The sequence below is a fragment of the Streptomyces sp. YPW6 genome, from assembly GCF_018866325.1.
Taxonomy (GTDB): domain Bacteria; phylum Actinomycetota; class Actinomycetes; order Streptomycetales; family Streptomycetaceae; genus Streptomyces.
The window spans coordinates 2058626-2081770 of sequence record NZ_CP076457.1 but is presented as its reverse complement, the minus strand read 5'-3'; the positions used below and the strand labels follow the sequence as shown (position 1 = coordinate 2081770).

The 23145-nt window shown below is 73.6% G+C and carries 18 protein-coding genes, 1 tRNA gene and 2 pseudogenes; 10 read left to right on the top strand and 11 right to left on the bottom strand.

Annotated elements, in window-relative coordinates:
• The first annotated feature begins 35 nt into the window (after positions 1-35).
• Positions 36-1133, top strand: coding sequence for a ferritin-like domain-containing protein (locus KME66_RS08975; protein ID WP_216320823.1), 1098 nt, complete (start codon positions 36-38; stop codon positions 1131-1133).
• 205 nt (positions 1134-1338) lie between these two features.
• On the opposite strand, the pseudogene KME66_RS08970 reads toward KME66_RS08975, so the two are convergent.
• From KME66_RS08970 to ligD, 10 genes and pseudogenes are all read right to left on the bottom strand, one after another.
• A pseudogene (locus KME66_RS08970) lies at positions 1339-1827 on the bottom strand (DUF3291 domain-containing protein).
• A complete protein-coding gene (locus KME66_RS08965; RefSeq protein WP_216320819.1) occupies positions 1770-2906 on the bottom strand; it encodes an amidase family protein in 1137 nt (378 codons plus the stop codon). The pseudogene KME66_RS08970 and the gene KME66_RS08965 overlap by 58 nt, the downstream one beginning before the upstream one ends.
• Before the next feature lie 35 nt (positions 2907-2941).
• Positions 2942-4405 carry a penicillin-binding transpeptidase domain-containing protein gene (locus KME66_RS08960; protein WP_216320816.1) on the bottom strand — a complete coding sequence of 488 codons (1464 nt, stop codon included), beginning with the start codon at positions 4403-4405 and terminating at the stop codon, positions 2942-2944.
• Positions 4402-5784, bottom strand: a complete 1383-nt coding sequence (locus KME66_RS08955) for an FtsW/RodA/SpoVE family cell cycle protein (protein ID WP_216320813.1) — start codon at positions 5782-5784, stop codon at positions 4402-4404. Before KME66_RS08955 ends, KME66_RS08960 begins: the two co-directional genes overlap by 4 nt.
• A gap of 157 nt (positions 5785-5941) precedes the next feature.
• Entirely contained in the window at positions 5942-6439 is a 498-nt protein-coding gene (locus tag KME66_RS08950; protein ID WP_073214560.1) for an SH3 domain-containing protein, read from the bottom strand.
• Positions 6440-6533: 94 nt separating this feature from the next.
• Complete coding sequence (locus tag KME66_RS08945; protein ID WP_216320810.1) at positions 6534-7934, bottom strand: HAMP domain-containing sensor histidine kinase; 1401 nt, start codon at positions 7932-7934, stop codon at positions 6534-6536.
• Positions 7931-8752, bottom strand: a complete 822-nt coding sequence (locus KME66_RS08940) for a hypothetical protein (protein ID WP_216320807.1) — start codon at positions 8750-8752, stop codon at positions 7931-7933. The genes KME66_RS08945 and KME66_RS08940 overlap by 4 nt, the downstream gene beginning before the upstream one ends.
• Before the next feature lie 133 nt (positions 8753-8885).
• Positions 8886-9203, bottom strand: coding sequence for a zinc-ribbon domain-containing protein (locus tag KME66_RS08935; protein WP_073214552.1), 318 nt, complete (start codon positions 9201-9203; stop codon positions 8886-8888).
• Positions 9200-11429: pseudogene (locus KME66_RS08930) on the bottom strand (PBS lyase). The gene KME66_RS08935 and the pseudogene KME66_RS08930 overlap by 4 nt, the downstream one beginning before the upstream one ends.
• 256 nt (positions 11430-11685) lie before the next feature.
• The gene (ligD, locus tag KME66_RS08925) at positions 11686-12576 is read right to left on the bottom strand and encodes a non-homologous end-joining DNA ligase (protein WP_216320804.1); all 891 of its coding nucleotides are present in this window, start codon (positions 12574-12576) and stop codon (positions 11686-11688) included.
• A 78-nt stretch (positions 12577-12654) separates the two neighbouring features.
• On the opposite strand from ligD, the gene KME66_RS08920 reads away from it, so the two are divergent.
• The 6 genes from KME66_RS08920 to KME66_RS08895 all read left to right on the top strand — a co-directional run bounded on the left by KME66_RS08920 (position 12655) and on the right by KME66_RS08895 (position 19331).
• Positions 12655-13707, top strand: coding sequence for a Ku protein (locus tag KME66_RS08920; RefSeq protein ID WP_216320801.1), 1053 nt, complete (start codon positions 12655-12657; stop codon positions 13705-13707).
• A gap of 54 nt (positions 13708-13761) precedes the next feature.
• Positions 13762-15744: a serine/threonine-protein kinase gene (locus KME66_RS08915; protein ID WP_216320799.1), complete on the top strand. Its 1983-nt coding sequence runs from the start codon at positions 13762-13764 to the stop codon at positions 15742-15744.
• Between the two features lie 316 nt (positions 15745-16060).
• Positions 16061-17365, top strand: coding sequence for a serine hydroxymethyltransferase (glyA, locus tag KME66_RS08910; RefSeq protein ID WP_216320797.1), 1305 nt, complete (start codon positions 16061-16063; stop codon positions 17363-17365).
• 113 nt (positions 17366-17478) lie between these two features.
• Positions 17479-17802, top strand: coding sequence for a hypothetical protein (locus KME66_RS08905; RefSeq protein WP_216320794.1), 324 nt, complete (start codon positions 17479-17481; stop codon positions 17800-17802).
• A gap of 249 nt (positions 17803-18051) precedes the next feature.
• Complete coding sequence (locus KME66_RS08900) at positions 18052-18645, top strand: hypothetical protein (RefSeq protein ID WP_216320791.1); 594 nt, start codon at positions 18052-18054, stop codon at positions 18643-18645.
• 149 nt (positions 18646-18794) lie between these two features.
• Positions 18795-19331: a hypothetical protein gene (locus tag KME66_RS08895; protein WP_216320789.1), complete on the top strand. Its 537-nt coding sequence runs from the start codon at positions 18795-18797 to the stop codon at positions 19329-19331.
• 230 nt (positions 19332-19561) lie between these two features.
• Here KME66_RS08895 and KME66_RS08890 read toward each other — a convergent pair.
• Positions 19562-19633: transfer RNA gene (locus tag KME66_RS08890), tRNA-Arg, on the bottom strand.
• A 224-nt stretch (positions 19634-19857) separates the two neighbouring features.
• Here KME66_RS08890 and KME66_RS08885 point away from each other — a divergent pair.
• The 3 genes from KME66_RS08885 (at position 19858) to lysA (ending at position 23141) form a co-directional block, all read left to right on the top strand.
• Positions 19858-20271, top strand: coding sequence for a response regulator (locus tag KME66_RS08885; protein WP_253208265.1), 414 nt, complete (start codon positions 19858-19860; stop codon positions 20269-20271).
• Between the two features lie 110 nt (positions 20272-20381).
• Entirely contained in the window at positions 20382-21719 is a 1338-nt protein-coding gene (gene nrtL / locus KME66_RS08880) for an ArgS-related anticodon-binding protein NrtL (protein WP_216320783.1), read from the top strand.
• A 30-nt stretch (positions 21720-21749) separates the two neighbouring features.
• Positions 21750-23141 (top strand): diaminopimelate decarboxylase, encoded by a 1392-nt coding sequence (gene lysA, locus KME66_RS08875; protein ID WP_216320780.1) that lies wholly within the window; start codon positions 21750-21752, stop codon positions 23139-23141.
• Positions 23142-23145 lie beyond the last annotated feature (4 nt).

Genomic DNA, 23145 nt, shown 5'->3' with positions numbered 1-23145 from the left:
GATCACGTCCGCCGCCCGAGGCGAAGGAGCCGTCCGTGTCCACTCATGAGCTCTACACCACTCCGCCCGCGGAGCCGGTCTGGCAGGTTCCGGCCACCGGAGCCGCCCGGTTCAGCTGGGACTACGACGACGGCCGCGAACGCCTGCTCGCCCTCTACCAGAAGGGCAAGGACAAGCAGTGGGACGGCAACAAGCGCATCGACTGGTCCCAGGAGGTCGACCCCACCGACCCGCTCGGCACCCCCGACGAGGCGCTCACCCTGTACGGCACCCCGCACTGGGCGAAGATGACGGAGAAGGACCGGGGCGAGCTGCGCAAGCACTACACCTCCTGGCAGTTCAGCCAGTTCCTCCACGGCGAGCAGGGCGCGATGGTGTGCGCGGCGCGCATCGTGGAGTCCGTCCCCGACCTGGACGCCAAGTTCTACTCCGCGACCCAGACCATGGACGAGGCCCGGCACGCCGAGATCTACGGCCGCTTCCTGCACGAGAAGATCGGCATGCTCTACCCGGTCAACGACAACCTCCAGGGGCTGTTGGGTGACACCCTGCGCGACTCCCGCTGGGACATGCCCTACCTCGGGATGCAGGTCCTGATCGAGGGCCTGGCGCTGGCCGCCTTCGGGATGATCCGCGACACCACGACCAGGCCGCTGCCCAAGCAGATCCTCGCGTACGTCATGCAGGACGAGGCCCGGCACGTCGCCTTCGGGCGGATGGCGCTGCGCGACTACTACCGGCAGCTGAGCGACGCCGAACTGCGCGAGCGCGAGGAGTTCGTCATCGAGGGCTGCTACCTGATGCGGGACCGGCTCAGCGGGGTCGAGGTCCTGGAGAACTTCGGCATCGGCAAGCAGGAGGCGAAGGACCTCTCGGAGCACTCGGAGTACCTCCAGCTCTTCCGGAAGCTGCTCTTCAGCCGCATCGTCCCGTGCGTCAAGGACATCGGCCTGTGGGGCCCGCGTCTCCAGAAGGCGTACGTCGACATGGGCGTCCTCGAACTCGGCGATTCCAACCTCGACCTCCTGATGTCGCAGGACGAGGAGATAGCCGAGCAGCTGGACCGGGAGCGTTTCGCCGCCGAGGAGGAGGCCCGGGTGGCGGAGGTCGCGGAGGCGATCGAGGCCGCCTGAGCGGAGTCACGGTCCCGGGCCGGCGAGGGCTGCCGGGGGCGTGGTGGTCTCGGGGCTCGCGCCGGTGTCCGCCGCGGGGCGCGCATCCCCCGGGCTCCGGCGCCGCCGCGCCCCACGGCCCCGTCCCGGACCCCTTCGGCGGGGCGGCCCGACGGACGGGCAGCGCGTCCGGGCGAGCGCCGCCGTGCCCGTCCGCTCCCGCTGCTCAGTGCGCCTGCGCCGGTGCCGGGAAGCGGGTGCGGAGGGTGAACGCCTTCTCGGTCGGCCCCTGTTCGCGCAGGTGGAGCAGGCGTTCCTCGGCGTCCGCGACCGTCGGACGTTCCCCGGCGGGAACCCACCACAGGGCGGTCATCGCCTCGTGCGCGTGCTCGAACCACTCGCGGCGGCGCTTCAGCAACTCCCGGTGCCGCCCGGCGTACATGAAGGCGGTCAGCGCCTCGGCGTCCCGCCACACCGACATGTTGACGATCAGTCAGTCGTCGCCGAAGACCTGCACGTCGGTGGCGTTCCCGGAGTCCGAGCGCAGCCGCCAGACGAACCCCTCCGCCGCGTCGGCGACCGCGTTCACCGGGTCCAGCCCCTCCACGAAGTCCTTCAACTGAGGTGAGTCCAGAGGAAAGCGGAGGCGCGCGATGTTCACCTGCGCCAGCTCGGCCGGCGCGCCGGTGGTCGGTGTTCCGTGGGTGGTGGCCATGGCCGCACGGTAGGCAGGGCGGACTCCACCGCGCGCGCCATTCCGAGGAGCGAGACGTCCGCGCCGCGCGCCGCCACCAGCTGGATCCCCACGGGGCAGCCGTCCCCGGTGAAGCCGGCGGGCAGGCTCGCCGCCGGATGCCCGCTCAGGTTGAACGCCCAGGTGAGCGCCGTGGAGTAGACATCCCCCGGGCCTTCGTGGCCGTGCGGCCGGTTCGGGGTCGTCGGGGTCAGCAGCAGGGGTGCGGCGGCCAGGAGTGCGTGGAGGCGGTCGTCGTTGGCCCGCCGCACACGTACCGCCTCCGGGGCCCGGGGCGACCCGCCCCGTACCGCCGCCCAGGCTCCCGCCGGGTCCAGCAGCGCGGCGTCGCGCTCCAGCAGGCGTACGGTTCCCGCCGCGACGAGCCGGTCCACCGCCGCCCGGACGACGGCCGCCACCTCCGGGTCCACCTCCGCGAACCCCAGGTCCTCGCTGTACACGGCGGGCAGGGGCAGGGACGGCGCGGCGGGCGCGCCGTACCCGGGCAGCACATGGCGTGCGTAGCGCTCCAGGGCCGCCGCCGACCGGGCCAGCACCCCCGCCGAAGCGAGCCCGGTCCGGTCCGGGGACGGGAGGAGCCCGTTCGTCGTCTTCAGCCCGAACACCCCGCACCAGGCGGCCGGGACGCGGACCGACCCGGCCCCGTCGCTGCCCGTCGCCGCCTCCGCCATCCCGGCCGCCACCGCGACCGCCGCCCCGGCCGAGGAGCCGCCCGGGGTACGGTCCGCCCGCCACGGGTTGACCGTACGGCCGTGCGCCCCCTGCCCCCAGGTCTGCCAGCCGGTGCCGGGGCCGGGCACCGAGGTCGCGCCGACCGGGACCCCGCCCGCCGCGACGAGCCGGCGGGCCGCGTACGAGCGGATGCCGGAGGGGCCCTTCACCGCGAACGGCAGCCCGCCCAGGGGAAGTCGCCGGGCCACCGCCTCCCGCTCCCGGGCGAGCGCCGTCTCCGGCCAGACCTCGATGAACGCGTGCAGCGCCGGGTCGAGCCGCTCGATCCGTTCCAGGGCCCGCGCCACCGCGGACGTCGTCGGTGCCATGCGGCCAGTCTGCCGGTACGGGCCGCGGGCCGGGACTACTCCCGCTCCTCCAGCGCCGCCTCCATCACGGCCCGCGCGATCGGGGCCGCGCTGCCGCCGCCACTGATGTCGGCCCGGTCGGCGGCGGCGTCCTCCACCACCACCGCCACCGCGACGGCCGGGCGGCCGGAGTCCGCGGACTGGGCCCAGGAGATGAACCAGGCGTACGGCAGGCCGGAGTTGTCGACGCCGTGCTGGGCGGTGCCGGTCTTGCCGCCGACCCGGACCCCGTCGATCGCCGCCTTCGACCCGGTGCCGTTCTCCACCACCTCCACCATCATCCGCTGGAGCTGCACCGCCGTCGCCGGGTTCATCGGCCGCTCGTACGAAGGAGACCCCACCTGCCGGACCGTGTCCCCGGTGTTCGTGGTCACCCGGTCCACCAGATGCGGGCGCCGCAGATCCCCGCCGTTGGCCACCGCCGCGGCGACCATCGCCATCTGGAGCGGGGTCGCCGTCGTGTTGAACTGCCCGATCGAGGACAGGGCCAGCTGGTCCTCGCTCATGTCCGTGTCGAAGTTGCTCCGCGCCACCCCGGACGGAATGCGCAGCCCGGTGTCGTTGAAGCCGAACTTCTCCGCCGTCTCCACCATCTGGTCGAGGCCGGTCTCCACCCCCAGATGAGCCATCACCGTGTTGCAGGAGACCCGGATCGCGTCCGCCAGCGAGGCGTTCTCGCAGCCCCTCGCCTCGTTCGGCAGGGTCGTCCGCGTCCCCGGCAGGACATAGGGCGACGGGGTGTCGGTGGCCGCGTCGGGGTCCGTCACCGCGCGGGCGTCCAGGGCCGCCGCCGCCGTCACGATCTTGAAGGTGGAGCCCGGCGGATAGGTCTGCCGGATGGCCCGGTTGAGCATCGGCATGCTCGTGGAGGCGTTCAGCCGGGACCACGCGTCGGCCACCGCCGCACCGGTCCCGGACAGCCGCTCGGGGTCGTACGACGGGGTCGAGACCAGAGCCAGGATCGCGCCCGTCGACGGGTCCAGGGCCGCCACCGCGCCCCGCCGCCCGCGCAGCCCGTCGTACGCGGCCTGCTGCATCGAGGCCCTGATCGTGGTGACGACATCGCCGCCCGGCTGCCGCCCCCGGGTGAACTCGTTCCAGAAGGGCAGCGGCGCCAGCAGCGAGTCCGTCCCCGACAGCACGGCGTCCTCGGCGTTCTCGATCAGCGTGGTGCCGTACGTCTGCGAGGCGTATCCGGTCACCGGCGCGTACAGCGGACCGTGCAGGTAGGTGCGCTCGAAGCTGAGCTGCTCACCGGTCTCCTTGTTGCCTGTCACGGGCCGGTCGCCGACCAGGATGTTCCCGCGCGGCTGGTCGTAACGGACGATGGCGGCGCGGCGGTTGGCCGGGTTGCCGTCCAGCTCGTCGGCCTCGAAGAGCTGGACGCGGGCCGCGTTGACGAGCAGCGCCACGAGCAGCAGCAGGCAGAAGGCGGCGGCCCGCCGGATGTAGCGGATCACCGGTTCTCCCCTTCCACGGTCACCGCGACGACCCCGGTCTCCGCCTGCTCCGGGTGGGGCCTGCGGGCGACATCGCTGAGCCGGATCAGCAGCGCCACGATGATCCAGTTGGTGACGACGGACGAACCGCCCTGCGCCAGGAACGGCATCGCCATCCCGGTCAGCGGGATCAGCCCCATCACCCCGCCCGTGATCACGAACACCTGGAGCGCCAGGATCGAGGCCAGGCCGATGGCGAGCAGCCGCCCGAACGGATCGCGCAGCGCGAGCCCGGCCCGGAAGCCGCGCGCCACGAGCAGCGCGTAGAGCAGGAGGATCGCGGTCAGCCCGCACAGGCCCAGCTCCTCACCCGCGGTCGCGAGGATGAAGTCGGACTTGGCGGCGAACCCGATCAGGATGGAGTTCCCGGCGCCGAGCCCCGTCCCGAGCATCCCGCCCGCCGCGAACGCGAACAGCGACTGGGCGAGCTGCCCCGGTCCCCGCCCCGCGTCGATCGAGGCGAACGGGTCCAGCCAGTCCTGCACCCGGCTGTGGACGTGCGGTTCGAAGGAGCCGACGACGAACGCCCCCACGGACGCCAGGAGCAGCCCGACCGCGATCCAGCCGGTCCGGCCCGTCGCCACGTACAGCATGATGACGAACAGCCCGAAGAACAGCAGCGAGGTGCCGAGGTCGCGCTCCAGCACCAGAACACCGACGCTCAGCAGCCAGATCGCCACGATCGGCCCGAGCACCCGGCCCGCGGGCAGTTGCAGCTTCCACACCCTGCGGCCGGTGTACGCGAGCGCGTTGCGGTTGGCGGCCAGATAGGCGGCGAAGAACACCGCCAGCAGGATCTTCGCGAACTCCCCGGGCTGGAAGGACAGTCCGCCGACCCGGATCCAGATCTTCGCCCCGTTCACCGCCGGGAAGAAGATCGGCACGATCAGCAGCACCAGCGCCGCGGCCACCGAGAGGTACGCGTACCGCTGGAGCACCCGGTGGTCGCGCAGCAGCACCACCGCGGCGGTGAACAGCGCGACGCCGAGCGTGGACCAGACGAGCTGGGTGGGCGCGGCCTGGTCCCTCGGCGTCTCCAGATCGAGCCGGTAGATGAGCACCAGGCCGAGTCCGTTGAGCAGGACGGCGATCGGCAGCAGCAGCGGATCGGCGTACGGGGCGCGGAAGCGGACCGCGACATGGGCGAGGAGCGCGAGCGCCCCGAGCCCGGCACCGTATCCGGCGACGTCCGGGGGCACGGCGCCGTCGTGGCTGAGACCCACCACCGCGTAGCCGAAGACGGAGATCAGGACACCCCCGACGAGGAGGGAGAGCTCCACCCCGCGCCGCTTGGGCAGGCGGAGCTCGGGCGGGGGAGCGTCCGCCGTCGTTGCGGTCATGCTCCGCAACGTAGCAAGAGGTGGGCGGTATTTCCCTTATGTCACACCTTTGCCGATTTCGGAGCCCCTGCACGCCTGCGCCCGCCCGTGGAGCGCGCGGCGACAGGGGCCGGGCTCCACGGGCGGGCGCAGGTGCGGGGGTGCGGGTGACGCGAGGTCAGCACCACTTCGGCGCGGCGCCGATGTTCTCGATGTAACGGGCCGAGCCCCAGGCCCAGGTGCCGTCGGTCAGCAGGTACCAGCGGTTGTTGCCGTCGACGTTGTCGCCCTGCGTCTTGCAGAAGATGTGGACGACCGAGCCGTACTCCACCGAGCCGACGATACGGCTGCTGCGGGTCGGCTTGTCACGGAGCAGCAGGTACGGCTTGGCGATGACCCGTCCCTTGTAGGTCCGCTTGGGCGCCTGCGGCCGGGTCTGGCCCTGCTGCTGCGCCTCCTGCCGGGCCTCCTGCTGCTGCGCCTCGTGCTCGCGCTGCAGCGCCGAGGCGGAGAGCTCGTCGGACGTCGGGTCCACGGCGGCCTCCGCGCGCTGACCGACGGGCTGGGGGTCGGCCGCCAGGGCGGCGGGGGCGGCGGCCGTGAGCGCCGCGAGCGTGCCGGTGGCGACGCAGAGGCCGAGCCGGCGGAGCCGCGAGGGGCGGGACAGGGGGGACATGCTGCCTCCATGCGATGAGGAATGCGGGACGTGGGGGACACGAGCTGGGCTCGTGATCGTCACGCTAAAATCGCCACTCACGGTCTGCAACGCGTCACGATGCGTGAGGACCGTTTCCCGTTGAGCCGTCCGGGTCGTCCGGGCCCCGCCGAGCCCTGTCCCCACCGGGGTTCCCGGCGGACTCACCGTCGTCGAGCGCCACGTACTCCGGCAGGGTCAACCGGGCGAGTGCCCCGCCGCCCGGCGCCCGGCCGAAGTCCAGCCGGGCGCCGATGACCTGGGCCTGGCCGAGCGCGATGGTCAGCCCGAGGCCGTGCCCCTTGCCCGCGCCGTCCGTACGGAACCGCTGCGGCCCCCCGTCCAGCAGATAGGCCGGGAAGCCGGGCCCGTGATCCGTCACGGAGACCACCGCGCCGTCCACGCTCACCACCACCGGAGGGGCCCCGTGCCGGTGGGCGTTGGCCACCAGATTGCCGATCACCCGCTCCAGCCGCCGCCGGTCGGTCTCCACCCGGGCCGCGCCGTTCACCCATACCTCGGTGCGGGTGCCGGTGCCGGTGCCGGTGCCCGACGCCCGGACGACCCGCTCCACGATCGGCGCGAGATCGTGCACGGCGAGGTCGACCCGCTCGGTACGGGCGTCCAGGCGGGAGATCTCCAGCAGGTCCTCCGTCAGCGCCCGCATCGCCCGCACCCGGTCGCGCACCAGCTCCGCCGGACGGCCCGGCGGCAGCAGTTCGGCGGCGGCCGACAGACCGGTCAGCGGGGTGCGCAGCTCGTGCGCCACATCGGCGGTGAACCGCTGTTCGGACTGGAGCTTGCGCTGGAGCGTCGAGGCCATCGTGTCCAGCGCGCCCGCCACGATCGCCACCTCGTCCTGGGCGCGTACCGGGCGCGACGTACGCGGATCGTCCACCCGGGCGTCGAGGTCGCCCGCGCTGATCCGGCGGGCCACCCGGGCACTCTGGTGGAGCCGGCGGGTCACCCGGCCGACGGCGAACAGCCCGACGAGCAGCGTGGCCGCGATGGCCAGCAGCGAGGAGCCGATGATCGCCCGGTCGAGGCCGGCGATGGTGCGCGCGCCGTGGCTGTAGTCCGTCCAGGTCGCCAGCGCCTGTCCGTCCGCCGGTCCCGCCGCCCACATGGCGGGGCCGCGCCGGCCGTCCGGGTCGCCCGGCCGGTGCGGCCCGTCCGCGACGACCGTGCCCCGCTCGCCCCCGGCGGCGAGAGCGCGCAGCGGGGCGGGCAGGCCGGGCGGGTCGATGCCGGACCCCCGGGGCAGCGGCTCCCCGGCCTCGTACGCGTCGGTGACCACCTCCAGCCGGGCCAGCGCCTTCTCCCGGGCGTGCTCGACGGTCTGCCGGGTGACCGCGGTGTGCACCAGGATGCCGAGGAGGGCGGCCAGGGTGCAGCACATGGCGGTCAGGAAGACCGCCGACTTCCAGGTAAGGCTCGCGGTCCAGGAGGGGGAGCGGAAGCGGCGCCGACGTCTCATCGCGTTCCCGTGGCGGAGCCGGACGGCGTGCGGGAGGAGGCGGCTGCGGAGGGCGTCGGCGCGTCCGGGCCCGTGGAGGCGTCGGGCGACGGGGCCGGCGTGCCCGTCGCCGGGTCCGCCGGCCCGCGCTTCGGCCGCGGCGCCTTCCGGTGCTCGGGCGTCCGCAGGATCTCGTCCCGGGTCGGCAGCATCGCGCGCTGCCGGTCGTCCCAGGACCACGCGGTGCGGTACTCGTACCCCGGGATCACCGAGGGGGCCCGCATGATCAGGTCCCGGCCCGCCAGCTCCACGCTGATCACGGCGTCGTAGGTGGACATGATCCGGGTCAGCCCGCCCCCGTCCGGCATGTAGACGCGGAGGGCGAGCTGCCGGTCGGGCATACGGATGCCGAGCACCAGTTCGTCCCTGCCGTCGCCGGTCAGGTCGCGGTAGTACGGCGGGAGGACCGGGCAGGCGTCCGGGGCGGTCCGGCACGCCCGGATCTGCCGCACCGTGCCGTCCGGCAGCTCGTCCAGGCCGCTGTCCCGGTCCGTCTTCGCCTTCAGGTCGGCCTGGGCCACGGTCACCGGATCCAGCCGTCGTACGTCACCGCCGGTGACCCCGATCCCCGGGATCCGCGCGGTCTCGCCCTCCCCGTAGTCGTACGGGGCGGAGGAGGCGGGCGGCAGCGCCGGCCACAGCGCCTCGGGCTCGACGGCCGACGGCGCGTCCCCCGCGCTCTTCAGCTCGCCCGCCGCGCCGCAGCCGGACAGCAGGGCGAGCAGGGCGACGGCGGACACGGCGGTGCGGGCCGCCGCCGGGGCGCGGTGCGGACCCACGGCTCGCCTCCTCCTCGACGACAGAGGCTTCACACCCTAATCGGACGGGCGTGTGCAATGCCCGGTTCGTACCCCTGCGAGACGGTGCAGGACCCTGCCGTCGCCGTGGAGCCGGCACCGGGCCGGTATCGGGTCAGCGCTGGTACGGGTTCTGGCCGGGCGGAGTGACGCCCGGCTGCCGCGGGGCCTGCCCGTAGGCGTTGCCGTCCTGCCCGGCCGCGGCCTGGGCGAGCAGCCGGTCGGCCTCCTCCCCGGGTATCTGCCGCTCCCCGCCGCAGAACGTGCACTGCGTGGCGTACTTCGTCGAGAACGGGAACAGCGGCACGAAGAACAGCGTGAACTTCGTGACCCGCTTGCGCAGGGTGTGCGCCGCCGGATTGCCGCACCAGCCGCACACCATCGTCAGGACGGCCAGCTGGTGGAGATACCCCTTGGTGCCAAAAATGATCATGACGTGCTTCCTTTCCCCGTCCCCCGCAGTGCCTGCCGGCACAGTGCCAGGAGCTTCTCGTCCTCGTGGATGTCATGACTGCCGTACCCGCCGTCCATCGCGTTGTGACGGCGTACGGAGAGGAGTTCGCTCCGCAGGGCGTGCGCCGGGGCCGAGCCCTCCGGGACCGGTCCCATCCGTGCCAGGCATTCTGCCACCCTGACCCGGACATGGCGGTTCTGCTCCCAGGCGGTGAGCAGCGCCGCGACGGTCTCCCGGGTCCGGCCGGACACCTCCCACAGCGCGATCGCCGCGTCCACCCGCAGCCACGGCTCCTCGTGCGCCAGCAGCCCGCGCAGCCGGGGCGCGACCACCGCGGCGCGCGGTCCGAGGGCCCCCAGCGCCACCGCGGCCGCCCGCCGGTCGTGCACCTGGTCCGACTGGAGGCCCTCGATCAGCGCCGGGAGCACCGCGTCGGCGTCCCCGGAGACCGCCCACAGGGCCTCGGCCGCCTCCGTCGCGGCCGCCGTCCCCGGGCGGCGGATCAGCGCCCGCAGCTCGGGGACGGCCCCGCGCCGCGGGCCCGAACGCGCCGAGCGCCCGCAGCGCCGCCGTACGCAGCCACTCGCCCCGGTACTCCGGTGCCCCGCGCAGCACCCGCAGCACCTCGGGGGCCGCCTCGCCGACCCGCAGCGCGGTCAGACCGGCCAGCAGCGGGCCGGCCCGGTCGTAGGCGCCCTCGTCCAGCTCCACCTCCGCGAGCCTGCGCCGCAGCGTTCCGGCGAGCGGCCGGGCCGCCGCCCCCAGGTGCCCCACCGCGAACCCCACGTCGTGCGCCACCTGCGGCAGCTCCAGGGCCGCGGCGAGCGCGGGCAGCGCACGGGCGTCACCGAGCCGGGCCAGGGCCTTCACGGGGGAGGAGAGCCCGGGCGGACCACTGGCCCACTCCTTCACCCAGCCCCCGGGGTCGCCGGCCACCCGGGCGGCCAGGGCCTCCGCGGCCGGTGCGGCGAGCTCGAACAGCTCCTCCAGCACATGGGACGCGGCCTCGGCCAGCCGGGGCTCGGGGTCGGACAACTGCTCGCCGACGAGCGCCACCACCTCCTCGTAGGAGCCGCGCCAGGCCCGTATGAGCCCGCCCGTCATCCGTACGGCGTCGATGCGCTGACGGCGGTCGGGGCTGCGCAACTGGTCGGCGAGCAGCGCGGTGCGATCGCCCACCCGGTCGTCCAGGCCGACGTGCAGGGTGCGCAGCAGGTCCGTGGCCCACGGGGCGCCCTGCCCCGCGTTCTCCTGCGCCGACAGCGAGCGCAACCGCCCCACGAGCGTCGGTGCCGCGACCTGCTCGCCCCGCCCGTTCTCCGCCGAGGCCACCGGCTCGGGGTCCACGGGCTCCGCGTCCGGTGCCGGATCCGGGCCGGACTCCGGCTCGTCCGCCTCCCGCGCGGCGGTCCCGCCGGGAGGGCCGCCCGCCGCCGGGTCGGGGCCCGCTCCCGGAGCGGCGTGCTCCGTCGTGCTCCCCGGCTCCTGAGGCGCCGACCGCATCTCGCGCAGCAGCCCCGAGACCACCGGCACCACATCACCGGGCAGCCCGTCGGGCGAACAGCGCGCCAGCTGGGCCAGCGCCGCGAGCCGCAGCCCCGGGGAATCGGCCCGGGACGCCAGCATGCCCAGCCACTTCCCGGCGCGCTCCGCCAGCGGCCGGTGCCGCAGGGCGACCCGCCCGGCCGCCTCCACGAGGGCGAGCCGCACCTCCTCGTCGGGCTCCACGGGCAACCGCTCCCGCAGCAGCGCGAGCACCCGCACGGGTTGCCGGTGCAACGTGGCGAGCGCCAGCGGGGCCGCCAGCCGCACCCCGGGATCCTCGTCGGCGATCAGCTCGAAGAACACCCCGGCGCCCGCGGTGACGGCGGCGGCCGCCATCGCGTAGTTCGCGACGTCCTCGATCTCGTCCTCGTCGTCCTCGTCCAGGTCGAAGCCGCCGATGCTGGTGAGCAGTTCGACGACGCCGCCCCGGTCCTGCACTCCCGGGTCGGCGACCAGCTCGAACAGGAACGGGATGCACGCGAGCGTGCACGCGTACACATCGCCCTGGTGGTGCACCGCCCCGTACATGCCGTCGAGCGCGGTCTCCCGCTCCGCCGGATCGGCGGAGGCGAGCCCCCGCAGGAGCTGCGGTACGTCGTCGGCCGGCCCGTAGGCATGCTCCATCGAAGCCCAGTCGACCTCGTCGATCCCCGAGAACACGCCATCCCCTCCCCACGATCACGACAGCGCCCGGACCGGCGCACCCCTCCCGGCGCGCCCGGCCCGTCACACCCCTCCCGGCGCGCCCCGCAGGAAGCGCCTGCGCAGAGTGTGCACCACGGTTCCGACAATCCACCCGCCACTTGTGGCCTTTCCTCGCGCCCGTAACCAGGTCATGACCTGGTCAAGACGATCCCGCTGTGAGGACGCTGTGAGAAACCCCGGTGACCGGAGGGTTCCGGCGGGCCCCCGAGGGTCACCCGGGCAGCGGACGCGCCTGTTCCGGGTCGTTCAGCGGGGCGAGCAGATCGCCGTGCAGCTCCAGCCGGGCGGCCATGTCCCCGGCGCGGAACACCAGGGCCCCGGCCTCCCGGCACCCCGCGATCTCCTCCCAGGTCACAGGGGCCGAGACGGTGGGTTCGGGCCGGGCGCGCAGGGTGTAGGGCGTGGCGGTCGTCTTCGACGCGGAGTTCTGGCTGAAGTCGACGAACACCTTGCCCGGCCGCAGGGCGCGCTTCATCCGGTGCAGGGCCAGAGCCGGCAGCGCCTCCGCCGCCTCCACGGCGAGCCGTTTCGCGTACGCGGACACCTCTCCGGACGGCGTGGGCTCCAGCGGAACCAGCAGATGCAGCCCCTTGGACCCGGACGTCTTCCCGTACGCCGCGAGCCCGTCGTCCGCGAGCCGCTGCCGCAGCCAGAGAGCCACCGCGCAGCACTCCACGACGGTCGCGGGGGAGCCGGGGTCCAGGTCGAGGACCATCCGGTCGGCGACCCCCGGCGAGCCCGTCCGCCACTGCGGGGTGTGGAACTCGACCACCAGGTTCGCCGCCCACATCAACGAGGCCAGATCGCGCACGACCACCTGCCGGGCGCCCCGGTCCTCGCTCCGGGGGACGGGGGTGGTCTCCACCCAGGCGGGTGTACCGGGGGGCGGATTCCTGGTGAAGAAGAGCTGGCCGCCCGGCCCGTCCGGATACCGCAGGAAGGACACGGGACGGTCGGCCAGGTGGGGCAGCATCACGGTGCCGACGGTGGCCGCGTAGTAGTGCAGCACCTCGCCCTTGGTCGTCCCCGCGGCCGGATAGAGGACCTTGTCGAGATTGCTGAGCGAGACCCGTCGCCCCTCCACCTCGGTGATCGGCGTCATACGATAAGAATCACACGAAAAAGCGACAAAGCGTCCTGGGTCGCCAACGCGTCCCTCACGGCCGGCAAGGGGTGAACGGTGAGGTCCATCTGGAACGGCGCGATCTCCTTCGGGCTGGTCAGCATCCCGATCAAGCTGGTCAACGCCACCGAGAACCACTCGGTCCACTTCCGGCAGATCCACCTCGCCGACGGTGGCCGGATCCGGTACCGCAAAGTCTGCGAACTGGACGAGGAGGAGATCCCGGGCGGTGAGATCGGCAAGGCGTACGAGGACGCCGACGGCACGATGATCCCGATCACCGACGAGGATCTCGCCCAGCTTCCGCTGCCCACCGCGAAGACCATCGAGATCGTCGCCTTCGTGCCCGCGGACCAGATCGACCCGCTCCAGATGGACGCCGCGTACTACCTCTCCGCCAACGGTGTACCCGCCGCCAAGCCGTACACCCTGCTCCGCGAGGCCCTCAAGCGCAGCAACAAGGTCGCCGTCGCCAAGTACGCCCTGCGCGGCCGCGAACGGCTCGGCATGCTCCGCGTGGTGGATGATGTGATCGCCATGCACGGCCTGCTCTGGCCCGACGAGATCCGCGCCCCCGAGGGCGTCGCCCCGGACGGCGACATCAGGGTCCGGGACGCCGAACTCGACCTGGCGGACGCCCTGATGGACACCCTGGGCGAGGTCGACATGGACAGCCTCCACGACGACTACCGGGAGGCGGTCGAGGAACTCATCGCCGCGAAGGCCTCCGGCGAGACCGTGCGTCCGGCCGCGTCCGGGGAGGCCGGCGGCGGCAAGGTCATCGACCTGATCGCCGCCCTGGAGAACAGCGTGCAGGCGGCGAAGAAGTCACGGGGCGAGGAGGCGTCCGGCGCGCGGGACAAGGGCGGCGGCGAGATGGCCGACGTGCACCCCATCAAGAAGACGTCGGGGAAGTCTTCCCCGCGGCCCACGAAGAAGAGCACCGCGGCGGGGAAGAAGGCCACGCCCAAGTCCACCGGAGCGAAGAAGTCCACGTCGACGACGAAGAAGTCCGCCGCGAAGAAGACGGCGACGAAGAAGCAGACGTCGTCGAGCGCCGGCAGCGGGACGAAGAAGACGGCATCGTCCCGCAAACGCACCTCGGCCTGACAGGGCTGCCGCCCCCGCTACGCGCTTCCCTCCGCCCCCCGTACGCTACGGCCCATGAGCGAAGAGGTCCCCTCGGGACGGGTCGTCGACGGTCGTTTCACGCTGGTCGAGCGGCTCGGCAGCGGCGGCATGGGCATGGTCTGGCGGGCCCGCGACGAGGCGCTCCACCGCGATGTCGCGCTCAAGGAGGTGCGGCCCCCGGACCCGGCGCTCGCGGAGTACGACCCCGAGGGCGCCCGCACCCTGCGCGCCCGGGTGCTCCGTGAGGCCCGCGCCCTGGCCCGGCTCGACCACCCCAACGTGGTCACCGTCCACCACATCGTCGACCCCGGCGAGGACGGCTACCCGTGGATCGTGATGGAGCTGGTGGCCGGCTCCTCCCTGCACGACCGGCTCGCCGCCGGCCCCATGGAGCCCGCCGACGCCGCCGGACTGGGACGCGGCATCCTCTCCGCCCTCCGCGCCGCCCACGCGGCCGGCATCCAGCACCGCGACGTCAAGCCCGCCAACGTCCTGCTGCGCGCCGACGGCCGCCCCGTCCTCACGGACTTCGGCATCGCCGCCATCCGCGAGTCGACCAGCCTCACCATGACGGGCGCCCTCATCGGCTCGCCCGACTACATAGCCCCCGAGCGCATCCGGGGCACGGAGGGCGATCCGTCCTCCGACCTCTGGTCGCTCGGCATGATGCTGTACGTCGCCGTCGAGGGCAGCCACCCGCTGCGCCGGGCCACCACCCTCGCCACCCTGGCCGCCGTGCTCGACGAGGAGATCCCGCCGCCATCCCGGGCCGGGGCCCTCGCCCCGGTGCTGAGCGCACTCCTCACCCGTGACATCCCGGCCCGGCCGGACGCGGAGACCCTCGACCGGCTGCTGGCCGATGCCGAGCGGGGCGGCAGCACGCCTCCGACGCCCACGGAGCCGGTAGGGGAACGCCCCGGAGGCGCGCATGAAGGGTCCGTGGACCCCGGGGTCGCGCAGGGTGGGGCCGGACACCCCGAGGGTGCGCAGGGTGGGGCCGGGTTCTCCGGGGTCGCGCACGGTGGGGCCGGGTTCTCCGGGGGCGCGCACCCCGCGTCAGCGCATCCCGCGCCCCGGCACTCCGTGCCCCCGCACCCCGCGACCCCTTACCCCGGCCCCGTGCACGCCGCGCCCACCCAGTCGGCGGCCCCGCCGCAGCGACCGGGCCCCACGCCCGCGGCCCCGTACGCGTACGGGGCGGGGACACCGGTTTCAGGTCCACAGCCCCCGACGCCCGCCCCCTCCTCCGGGGCCGAAGCACCGGAGGACCGTGTTCCGACGGGCTACGGCAGCCCGCCCCCGGCTTCCGCGGCCGCCGCGCCGGAGCGTGGCCGCCGGGCCGGCCGCCGGGTGCGGCGGATCACCGCCGCCTCCTCCGTCGTCTCGGCCGCGGTGCTGACGGGCGCCATCCTCTGGACGGCCGGGGCCTTCTCCTCCGGGGGCGCCGACAGCGACGACCGCCCCCGCGACCGGGCGAGCGCACCGCAAGGCTCGGCCCCGGCACCGACCCCGATCGCCGACGGACCCGACGAGCAGGACGCACCCGAGGCTGAGGCGGAGACGGCGAACCTCCTGACCCCGGACGGGGCGCGGACCGCGATCGAGGCGCTGAAACCGCTCATGGGCGGAACGAAGGTCACCGACTTCACTCTCTACCGCGAACACGCCTCCGCCGAGGCGCCGCTGAAGTTCAACGCCGCGCTGTACGACCGCTTCAGCTACCGCGACGGCCGGGCGGAGAACGACGGCATGGGCGGCACCCTCATGTCCGGGTCGACGACGGTCGACCTGGACTCCGTCGACTGGGACGCGCTGCCCGCCCTGCTGAAGACGGCGGAGAGGACGCTCAACATCGACGAACCGGAGAGCAGTTACGTGATCGTGGACCCCTCGTCGCCCTTCCACGACGACCGCCCGGTGCTGCGCGTGTACGTCACCGACTCGCACGGCGGCGCTTTCCTCACCGCCGAACTGGACGGCCGCGTCATCGAGAAGAACCCGCGCCCCCAGGGCTGAGCAGCGGCCGGACCGGGTCCGGGATCAGCGGCAGGTCCCGGCCGGACGGGCTCCGCCCGACGACGTACGTGCGTCGCGGCAGCCGCTTCGCGCGCCGAACCGGCCTCTTCCCACCTTCTCCGCCACGGCCACGCCCGACCCTCTAGAATGCCCAACGCCGCGACTGGCGCGCGCTCCTGGCAGGGGTGCTCCGTGGAACCGACCACGAGGAAGCGGCACACCCCGGGCGTGCCCGGGGCGTCCTCTCCGGAGAGCCGTCCGCCTGGGCATCCGGGTCCACGCCGCGTACAGCGGCCGACCCGGAAGGACCTCTTCCATGACCACCCGCCCCACCACCGCCGCCACCACTGCCACCACCGCACCCCGCCATCCGGCCCTCGCCGCGTCCGATCCGGAAGTGGCCGCCCTGATCGGTGCCGAGGAGCAGCTCCAGGCCGACACCCTGCGCCTGATCCCCAGCGAGAACTACGTCTCCACCGCCGTGCTCGAAGCGTCCGGCACCGTGCTCCAGAACAAGTACTCCGAGGGCTACCCCGGCAAGCGGTACTACGAAGGCCAGCAGGTCATCGACCGGGTCGAGACGCTGGCGATCCGCCGCGCCCAGGCACTCTTCGGGATGGACCACGCCAACGTCCAGCCGTACTCCGGCTCCCCGGCCAACCTCGCCGCCTACCTGGCCTTCCTCCAGCCCGGCGACACCGTCCTCGGGATGTCCCTCCCGATGGGCGGCCACCTCACGCACGGCTGGGACGTCTCGGCCACCGGCCGCTGGTTCCGCGCCGTCCGGTACGGGGTCCGCCGCGACACCGGCCGGATCGACCTGGACGAGGTCCGCGACCTGGCCCTCGCCGAGCGGCCCCGGCTCATCTTCTGCGGCGGCACGGCCGTTCCCCGCACGATCGACTTCGCGGGCTTCGCGGAGATCGCCCGCGAGACGGGCGCCGTCCTGGTCGCGGACATCGCGCACATCGCCGGCCTGATCGCGGGCGGCGCGCACCCCTCACCCGCCGGGCACGCGGACGTCGTCTCCACCACCACGCACAAGACCCTGCGCGGCCCGCGCGGTGCGATGCTGCTCTCCACCGCCGAACACGCCCGTGCCATCGACCGGGCGGTCTTCCCGGGCCTCCAGGGCGGCCCGCACAACCAGACCACGGCCGCCATCGCGGTCGCCCTCGGCGAAGCCGCCACCGCGGGCTTCTGCTCCTACGCCCACCAGGTCGTGGCCAACGCCCGAGCCCTGGGGGAGGAGTTGGCGGCCCGAGGCTTCGACCTGGTCTCCGGCGGCACCGACAACCACCTGCTGCTGATCGACCTCACGAACAGGGACGTCCCCGGCAGGACCGCGGCGCGGGCCCTCGACCGCGCGGGCATCGTCGTCAACCACAACACCGTGCCCTACGACCCCCGTAAGCCCTTCGACCCCTCCGGCATCCGGATCGGCACCCCGGCACTCACCTCCCGGGGCGTCCCGGCCTCCGCGATGGGCACGGTCGCCGCCTGGATCACCACGGCGGTCGAGGCGGCCCGCACGGGCGACGAGACGGCGATCAGGACGGTACGCGCAGAGGTGAAGGACCTCATGGACGCCCATCCCGCCCCCGGGCTGCCGGTCGGCTGACGCGGCACTCCGCGCGCCTTCTTCACCTGTTCCCCGTCCGCCCAACCCCCCTCTGTGGCACCGTGGACCGACTGGTGACCCGGGCGTCCGGGCATCCGCGTAGGGGGACTTCCATGCGACTTCGTACCGTCGCGGCCTCGGCCGCCCTCGTCCTGTGTGCCACGGCGGGCCTGGCGGCCTGTTCGTCCCCGCCGGACACCGTGGACGCCGAGCGGCCCGCCGCCCCCACGGCGCCGGGTCCCGAGGCGGGACCGGCGGAGAACGCGGAGACGGGCCGGGGGCAGGCGGCTCCGCCCGAGCTGAGCGGGCTGAGCGTCGCCGAGTCCGAGAAGTGCGCCCGCGCCGCCGCCGACATCGCCGCGGAGTGCGCCCTCGACCCCTCGTTCGCCGCGGTCACCGAGGGGGAGCGGGCCGCCGAGCCGCCCCCTCTGCCGTGAGCGTTCCGCCGGTGAGCGGATGGGAGAGCCGGAACGGGAGGGCGGGCACACCTCGGTGTGCCCGCCCTCCCGTTCCGCGTACCGCACCACCTTCGGCACCCCGGCGACTCCCGGAATCATGGGTACCGTCCGCCCCTTGCGTCACAGGGGCCCCTTCCTTCCGTCACGGCGATCTCTTAGTCTCACACCCTGTTCACAATTGATAAGTGATGATCTCGCCACAGAGGTCAGGCGCGGGGGTAGTGAAGCATGCGTGAAAACTGGCGCTCGAAGTCGAGCGTTCTCGCCGGGGCGGCGGCACTCGCCCTCTCGGCCGTCACCGTGACGCCGGCGCTCGCCCATCCCGCCGTCACCGCGACGCTCGCCTTCGCCGACGACGTCCCGCAGACCTCCGTGGAAGTCCCGCTGCCCGCCGACGTGAAGATCGTCGAGGGCCTCGCCACGGAAGCCGGTACCGAGGCACCCCTCCCGGGGGACGAGGGCGGGACGACGGAACCCGTGGGCGTGATGGCCGCCAAGGCCGCCCCGCCGTCGAACGCCTGCCTGGGCGCGACCGCCGCCTACGGCGCCAGCGGGTGCTTCCAGCACAACGGCGACATCATCTGGGCCGGCGACACCGAGAAGGACGGCATGTCCGCGGCCGTCGGGATCTACACCGACTACGGGCGGGCCGAGGAGGTCTGCATCAACAAGCTCGGCGTGAACACCTGGGCCACCTGCAACAAGAACTACCGCGAGAGCGGCAACGTACGCCTGCGCGTCCTGCGCTACGACGGCGACACCGGCAAGTTCTACCAGCCCGAGGCGACCTCGGGCTGGCTCCCCGTCGACGGGAAGTTCTGACCGGACCCCGGACCCCGGAGCCCGGACCACGGACCCGAACAACGGACCCCGGACCCGCGCGTGGTGGACGGGCGTTCGTCCGGGGCATGCTCGTGGACGCGGCCGAGACGGGCTTACCCTCTGGCGAGGCCGCGCGGAGAGGGGTACGGATGGAGTGGGTCGACCGCCTGGTCTCGGCGACCGAGTGGACTGCCGAGCCCGGAGCATGCGACTGGTCCGACACCGAACGGTCTCTGGGCACCTGTCTGCCGACCGATTTCAAGCAGATGCGCCGACGCTTCGCGCCGTGGGGCGCGTTCAGCGACCACGTTCTCCTGCTGGAGGCACAGGGTGACACGGAGTCCGTGCTCGCCCGTCACGCGTCCCTGACCAGATCGATGCGCGGAAACCCGGACAACCGGCGGCTGTTCGAACCGTTCGGGATTCTCGGGATGGACGACGGGCACCGGGAGAAGGGACTCGTTCCCTGGGGCTACTCCTTCATCGAGGAGGAGTTCTTCTGGCTCGCCGACACGTCCCAGGAGCCGGGGACATGGCCCGTGCTGGCACGGGCGGATCCCCTGGAGCCCTTCCAGCGCTTCGACATGGCCGCATCGGAGTTCGTCTGCCGCGTGCTCACCGAGCGCGGCTTCTCCGACTTCGGCGTCGCGGCGACGATCGGCACGCCCTTCTACCGCGCCTTCTGAGCGGCCGGTCCCCGGCCGCCGACCGGCGCTTCGTTCGTTCACGTCGTCCAGGGGATCGCGGTCACCGAGACAGCGCACTCACCCTGTGCTGTACCCGTCTGCGCGGCTTCACCCCGAGGGTTTTCGGTCGGCCACGACCATCATCTCTCCACCCGGAGAGTTCGGCGCGCCCGGCCGAAACGAGAAGAGCCTGACCGGCATAAATGCAGGTCAGGCTCTCAATCCGGAAGTGCCCCCGGCAGGATTCGAACCTGCGCACCCGGCTCCGGAGGCCGATGCTCTATCCCCTGAGCTACGGGGGCGAATCGCGGTGTTGCTCTGCGACGGGTGAAACACTACCAGCTCTCACGGGGTGTCCGTGAACAGGTATTCCGCCGTGCCTCGGCGCCTCCTCCGCCCGGTCCGGCGGCGCGGGCGAGCGGGGGAGGAGGGCGGCGGCCACCCGTCCGGGGCGGAAGTGGACAAAACCCGGACGCCGCCTGCCGGGCCGACCTACTCTCGAAGGGTGTCAGGGGCGTACGGCCGCGTGCTTGTTGTCGACGACAACAAGGTCATCCGGCAGCTGATCAGGGTCAACCTCGAACTGGAGGGCTTCGAGGTCGTGACCGCGGCCGACGGTGCCGAGTGCCTGGAGCTGATCGACAGCGTCCGCCCCGACGCCGTCACCCTCGACGTCGTGATGCCCCGGCTGGACGGGCTGGAGACCGCCACCCGGCTGCGCTCCGATCCCCGCACCCGCCGTCTTCCCATCGCCGTCATCAGCGCCTGTACGCCCTACGAGGTCGACGCGGGCGTGGCGGCCGGGGTCGACGCGTTCCTGGCGAAGCCGTTCGAGCCGAGCGAACTGGTGCGGATCATGCGCCGGCTCGTGACCGGGGAGGAAGAACCCTCGGTGGACGGGCGACGCGGCGCCGGGCGGGCGGGAAGCACCGCCGGCTGACCGGTTCGCCGGGCCGCGACCGGCTTCCCCGCGCCGTGGAACCGACCCCGGTTGACCGGATGGCGAAACCGGTTCGCGAAGTGCCCCCCTCTCTCACCTACGCTTGACCCGTGACCCCCGCCGATCTCTCCCGGACCGTGCTGCACGCCGTGCACCGCGCGGTCGACGAGGACGTGTTGCGCGCGCCCGTGCCCGCGCGCGTGCGGGTGGAGCGGACCCGGCCCGGCGGCAGCGGCGACTACGCCTGCGCCGTCGCCCTCCAACTCGCCGGCCCCGCCGCGCTGCCCGCCCTGGAGGTCGCCCGCATCCTGCGCGAACGCGTCGCCGCCGAGCCCGGCGTCGGGCGGGTCGAGATCACCGGGCCCGGGTTCCTGAGCTTCACCCTCGACACCCGGGCCGAGAGCGACCGGGCCCTGCTCGCCGCCGTACGGGAACAGGGCCTGGCGTACGGGCACGGGGACGCGCTCCTCGGCGAGGTCCACCAGCTCCACCACGCGCGGGAGGTCCGCGCCGCCGTCACCGCCCAGGCCGTGCGCCGGCTCCTCGCCGCCCAGGGCGCCCGGGTCCGCACCACCTGCGCCGCGTCGCCCGACCCGGACTGGGCCCGCCTCGGCCTCACCGTCGACGGGTACGGGACGCCCCCCGTGCCGCTCACCGGCATCCGGCCCGTCCCCGCCGGGGCTCCCGCGGGGGAGCTGCTGGACCGGCTCGGGCCCGACGCGCTCCGCTGGGGACTGCTGCGGGCCGCCGGACACGACCGTGCCGCTCTCGGCCCGGACCTGCTCGTCCAGGGCGAGGCCAACGCGCTCTTCCTGGTCCGCTACGCCCGCGCCAGGGCCCTCGCCCTCACCCGCGGGGCCGCCCTCCTGGGCTTCACCGCTGATCCCGCCGCGTACGACGACAGCCCCGCCTGGCCAGCCACGTACGGTGGCCGCCCGGCGGATCCCGCCGCGCACGACAACAGCCCCGCTGATTCCGCCGCCTACGACGACAACCCCGCCGGGCCCGCCGCGCACGACAACAGCCCCGCCGATCTCGCCGCGCACGACAACAGCCCCGCCGGGCCCGCCGCGTACGGTGGCCGCCCGGCGGATCCCGCCGCGCGCGGCGACCGCCGCCCCTCGTCCACCGGCCCCGCCGTGGCTTCCGGGTCCACCGGCTCCGCCCCGTACGACCCGGCCGCCCGCCCCCTCCTCGACCTCATCGCCGACCACCCCGACGTCCTGCTCGCCGGGGCCCGTCACCGCGCGCCCGACCGGGTCGCCCGGCAGCTGGAAGCCGTCGCGCACGCGTTCTTCGACTTCCACGACTCCTGCCCGCCCCTGCCCACCGGTGACGAGAAACCCTCGGCCGCCCACCGCGCCCGGCTGGCCGTCGCCGAAGCCGCCGGGACGGTGCTGGCAGGCGGCCTGTCCCTGCTCGGCATCCGCGCGCCCGAACATCTCTGACGAGACCAGAAGACCCGAGAGAGCATCACGATGAGCCGCTCCGCACACCCCGCCGGCCCCCGTCACGCCGACGTCCTCCCCGAGGGCCACTACTCCGCGCCCGCCGCCGACCTCAACGTCCTCGACGAGAAGGTCTGGTCGCGCACCGTCACCCGTGACGCCGACGGGGCCCTCACCGTCGGCGGGATCGCCGTCGCCCGGCTCGCCGAGGAGTTCGGCACCCCCGCCTACTTCCTCGACGAGAGCGACTTCCGGGCCCGCTGCCGCGCCTGGGCCGACGCCTTCGGGGCCGACGCCGACGTCTTCTACGCCGGGAAGGCCTTCCTCTCGCGTGCCGTCGTGCGCTGGCTCAAGGAGGAAGGACTCAACCTCGACGTCTGCTCGGGCGGAGAGCTGACCACCGCCCTCGACGCCGGTATGCCGGCCGAGCGCATCGCCTTCCACGGCAACAACAAGACCGTCGCCGAGATCGAGCGCGCCGTCGAGGCCGGCGTCGGGCGGATCGTGCTCGACTCCTTCCAGGAGATCGTCCGCGTCGCCCACGTCGCCCGGCGCCACGGCGTCCGCCAGCGCGTGCAGATCCGCGTCACCGTCGGTGTCGAGGCCCACACCCACGAGTTCATCGCCACCGCGCACGAGGACCAGAAGTTCGGCATCGCGCTCGCCGACGGACAGGCCGCCGAGGCCGTACGCCGCGCGCTCGCGCTCGACGCCCTGGAGCTCGTCGGCGTCCACTCCCACATCGGCTCGCAGATCTTCGACATGGCCGGCTTCGAGGTCTCCGCCCGGCGCGTGGTGCAACTGCTCGCGGAGATCCGCGACGAGCACGGCGTCGAACTGCCCGAGATCGACCTCGGCGGCGGCCTCGGCATCGCCTACACCTCCGAAGACGACCCCCGCGAGCCGCACGAGATCGCCAAGGCGCTCACCGACATCGTCAGCCGCGAGTGCGAGGCCGCGAAGCTGCGCACCCCCCGGATCTCCGTCGAGCCGGGCCGCGCCATCGTCGGACCCACCGCGTTCACGCTGTACGAGGTCGGCACGATCAAGCCCCTGGAGGGGCTGCGGACCTACGTCAGCGTCGACGGCGGCATGTCGGACAACATCCGCACCGCGCTGTACGACGCCGAGTACACCGTCGCGCTCGTCTCGCGCACCTCGGACGCCGAACCGATGCTCGTCCGGGTCGTCGGCAAGCACTGCGAGAGCGGCGACATCGTGGTCAAGGACGCCTTCCTCCCCGCCGACCTGGCCCCCGGCGACCTGATCGCCGTCCCCGCCACCGGCGCCTACTGCCGTTCCATGGCGAGCAACTACAACCACGCGCTGCGTCCGCCGGTCGTCGCAGTGCGCGACGGTGAGGCACGCGTGATCGTCCGGCGCGAGACGGAGGAAGATCTCCTGCGTCTCGATGTCGGCTGATGAA

What these genes read in the sequence shown, in the direction of transcription:
- glyA (WP_216320797.1), top strand. Translation starts at nt 16,061, where the DNA reads ATGACCACCCGCCCCACCACCGCCGCCACCACTGCCACCACCGCACCC.
- KME66_RS08915 (WP_216320799.1), top strand. Translation starts at nt 13,762, where the DNA reads ATGAGCGAAGAGGTCCCCTCGGGACGGGTCGTCGACGGTCGTTTCACG.
- KME66_RS08945 (WP_216320810.1), bottom strand. Translation starts at nt 7,934, where the DNA reads ATGAGACGTCGGCGCCGCTTCCGCTCCCCCTCCTGGACCGCGAGCCTT.
- KME66_RS08905 (WP_216320794.1), top strand. Translation starts at nt 17,479, where the DNA reads ATGCGACTTCGTACCGTCGCGGCCTCGGCCGCCCTCGTCCTGTGTGCC.
- lysA (WP_216320780.1), top strand. Translation starts at nt 21,750, where the DNA reads ATGAGCCGCTCCGCACACCCCGCCGGCCCCCGTCACGCCGACGTCCTC.
- KME66_RS08895 (WP_216320789.1), top strand. Translation starts at nt 18,795, where the DNA reads ATGGAGTGGGTCGACCGCCTGGTCTCGGCGACCGAGTGGACTGCCGAG.
- KME66_RS08935 (WP_073214552.1), bottom strand. Translation starts at nt 9,203, where the DNA reads ATGATCATTTTTGGCACCAAGGGGTATCTCCACCAGCTGGCCGTCCTG.
- KME66_RS08900 (WP_216320791.1), top strand. Translation starts at nt 18,052, where the DNA reads ATGCGTGAAAACTGGCGCTCGAAGTCGAGCGTTCTCGCCGGGGCGGCG.
- KME66_RS08955 (WP_216320813.1), bottom strand. Translation starts at nt 5,784, where the DNA reads ATGACCGCAACGACGGCGGACGCTCCCCCGCCCGAGCTCCGCCTGCCC.
- KME66_RS08965 (WP_216320819.1), bottom strand. Translation starts at nt 2,906, where the DNA reads ATGGCACCGACGACGTCCGCGGTGGCGCGGGCCCTGGAACGGATCGAG.
- KME66_RS08950 (WP_073214560.1), bottom strand. Translation starts at nt 6,439, where the DNA reads ATGTCCCCCCTGTCCCGCCCCTCGCGGCTCCGCCGGCTCGGCCTCTGC.
- ligD (WP_216320804.1), bottom strand. Translation starts at nt 12,576, where the DNA reads ATGACGCCGATCACCGAGGTGGAGGGGCGACGGGTCTCGCTCAGCAAT.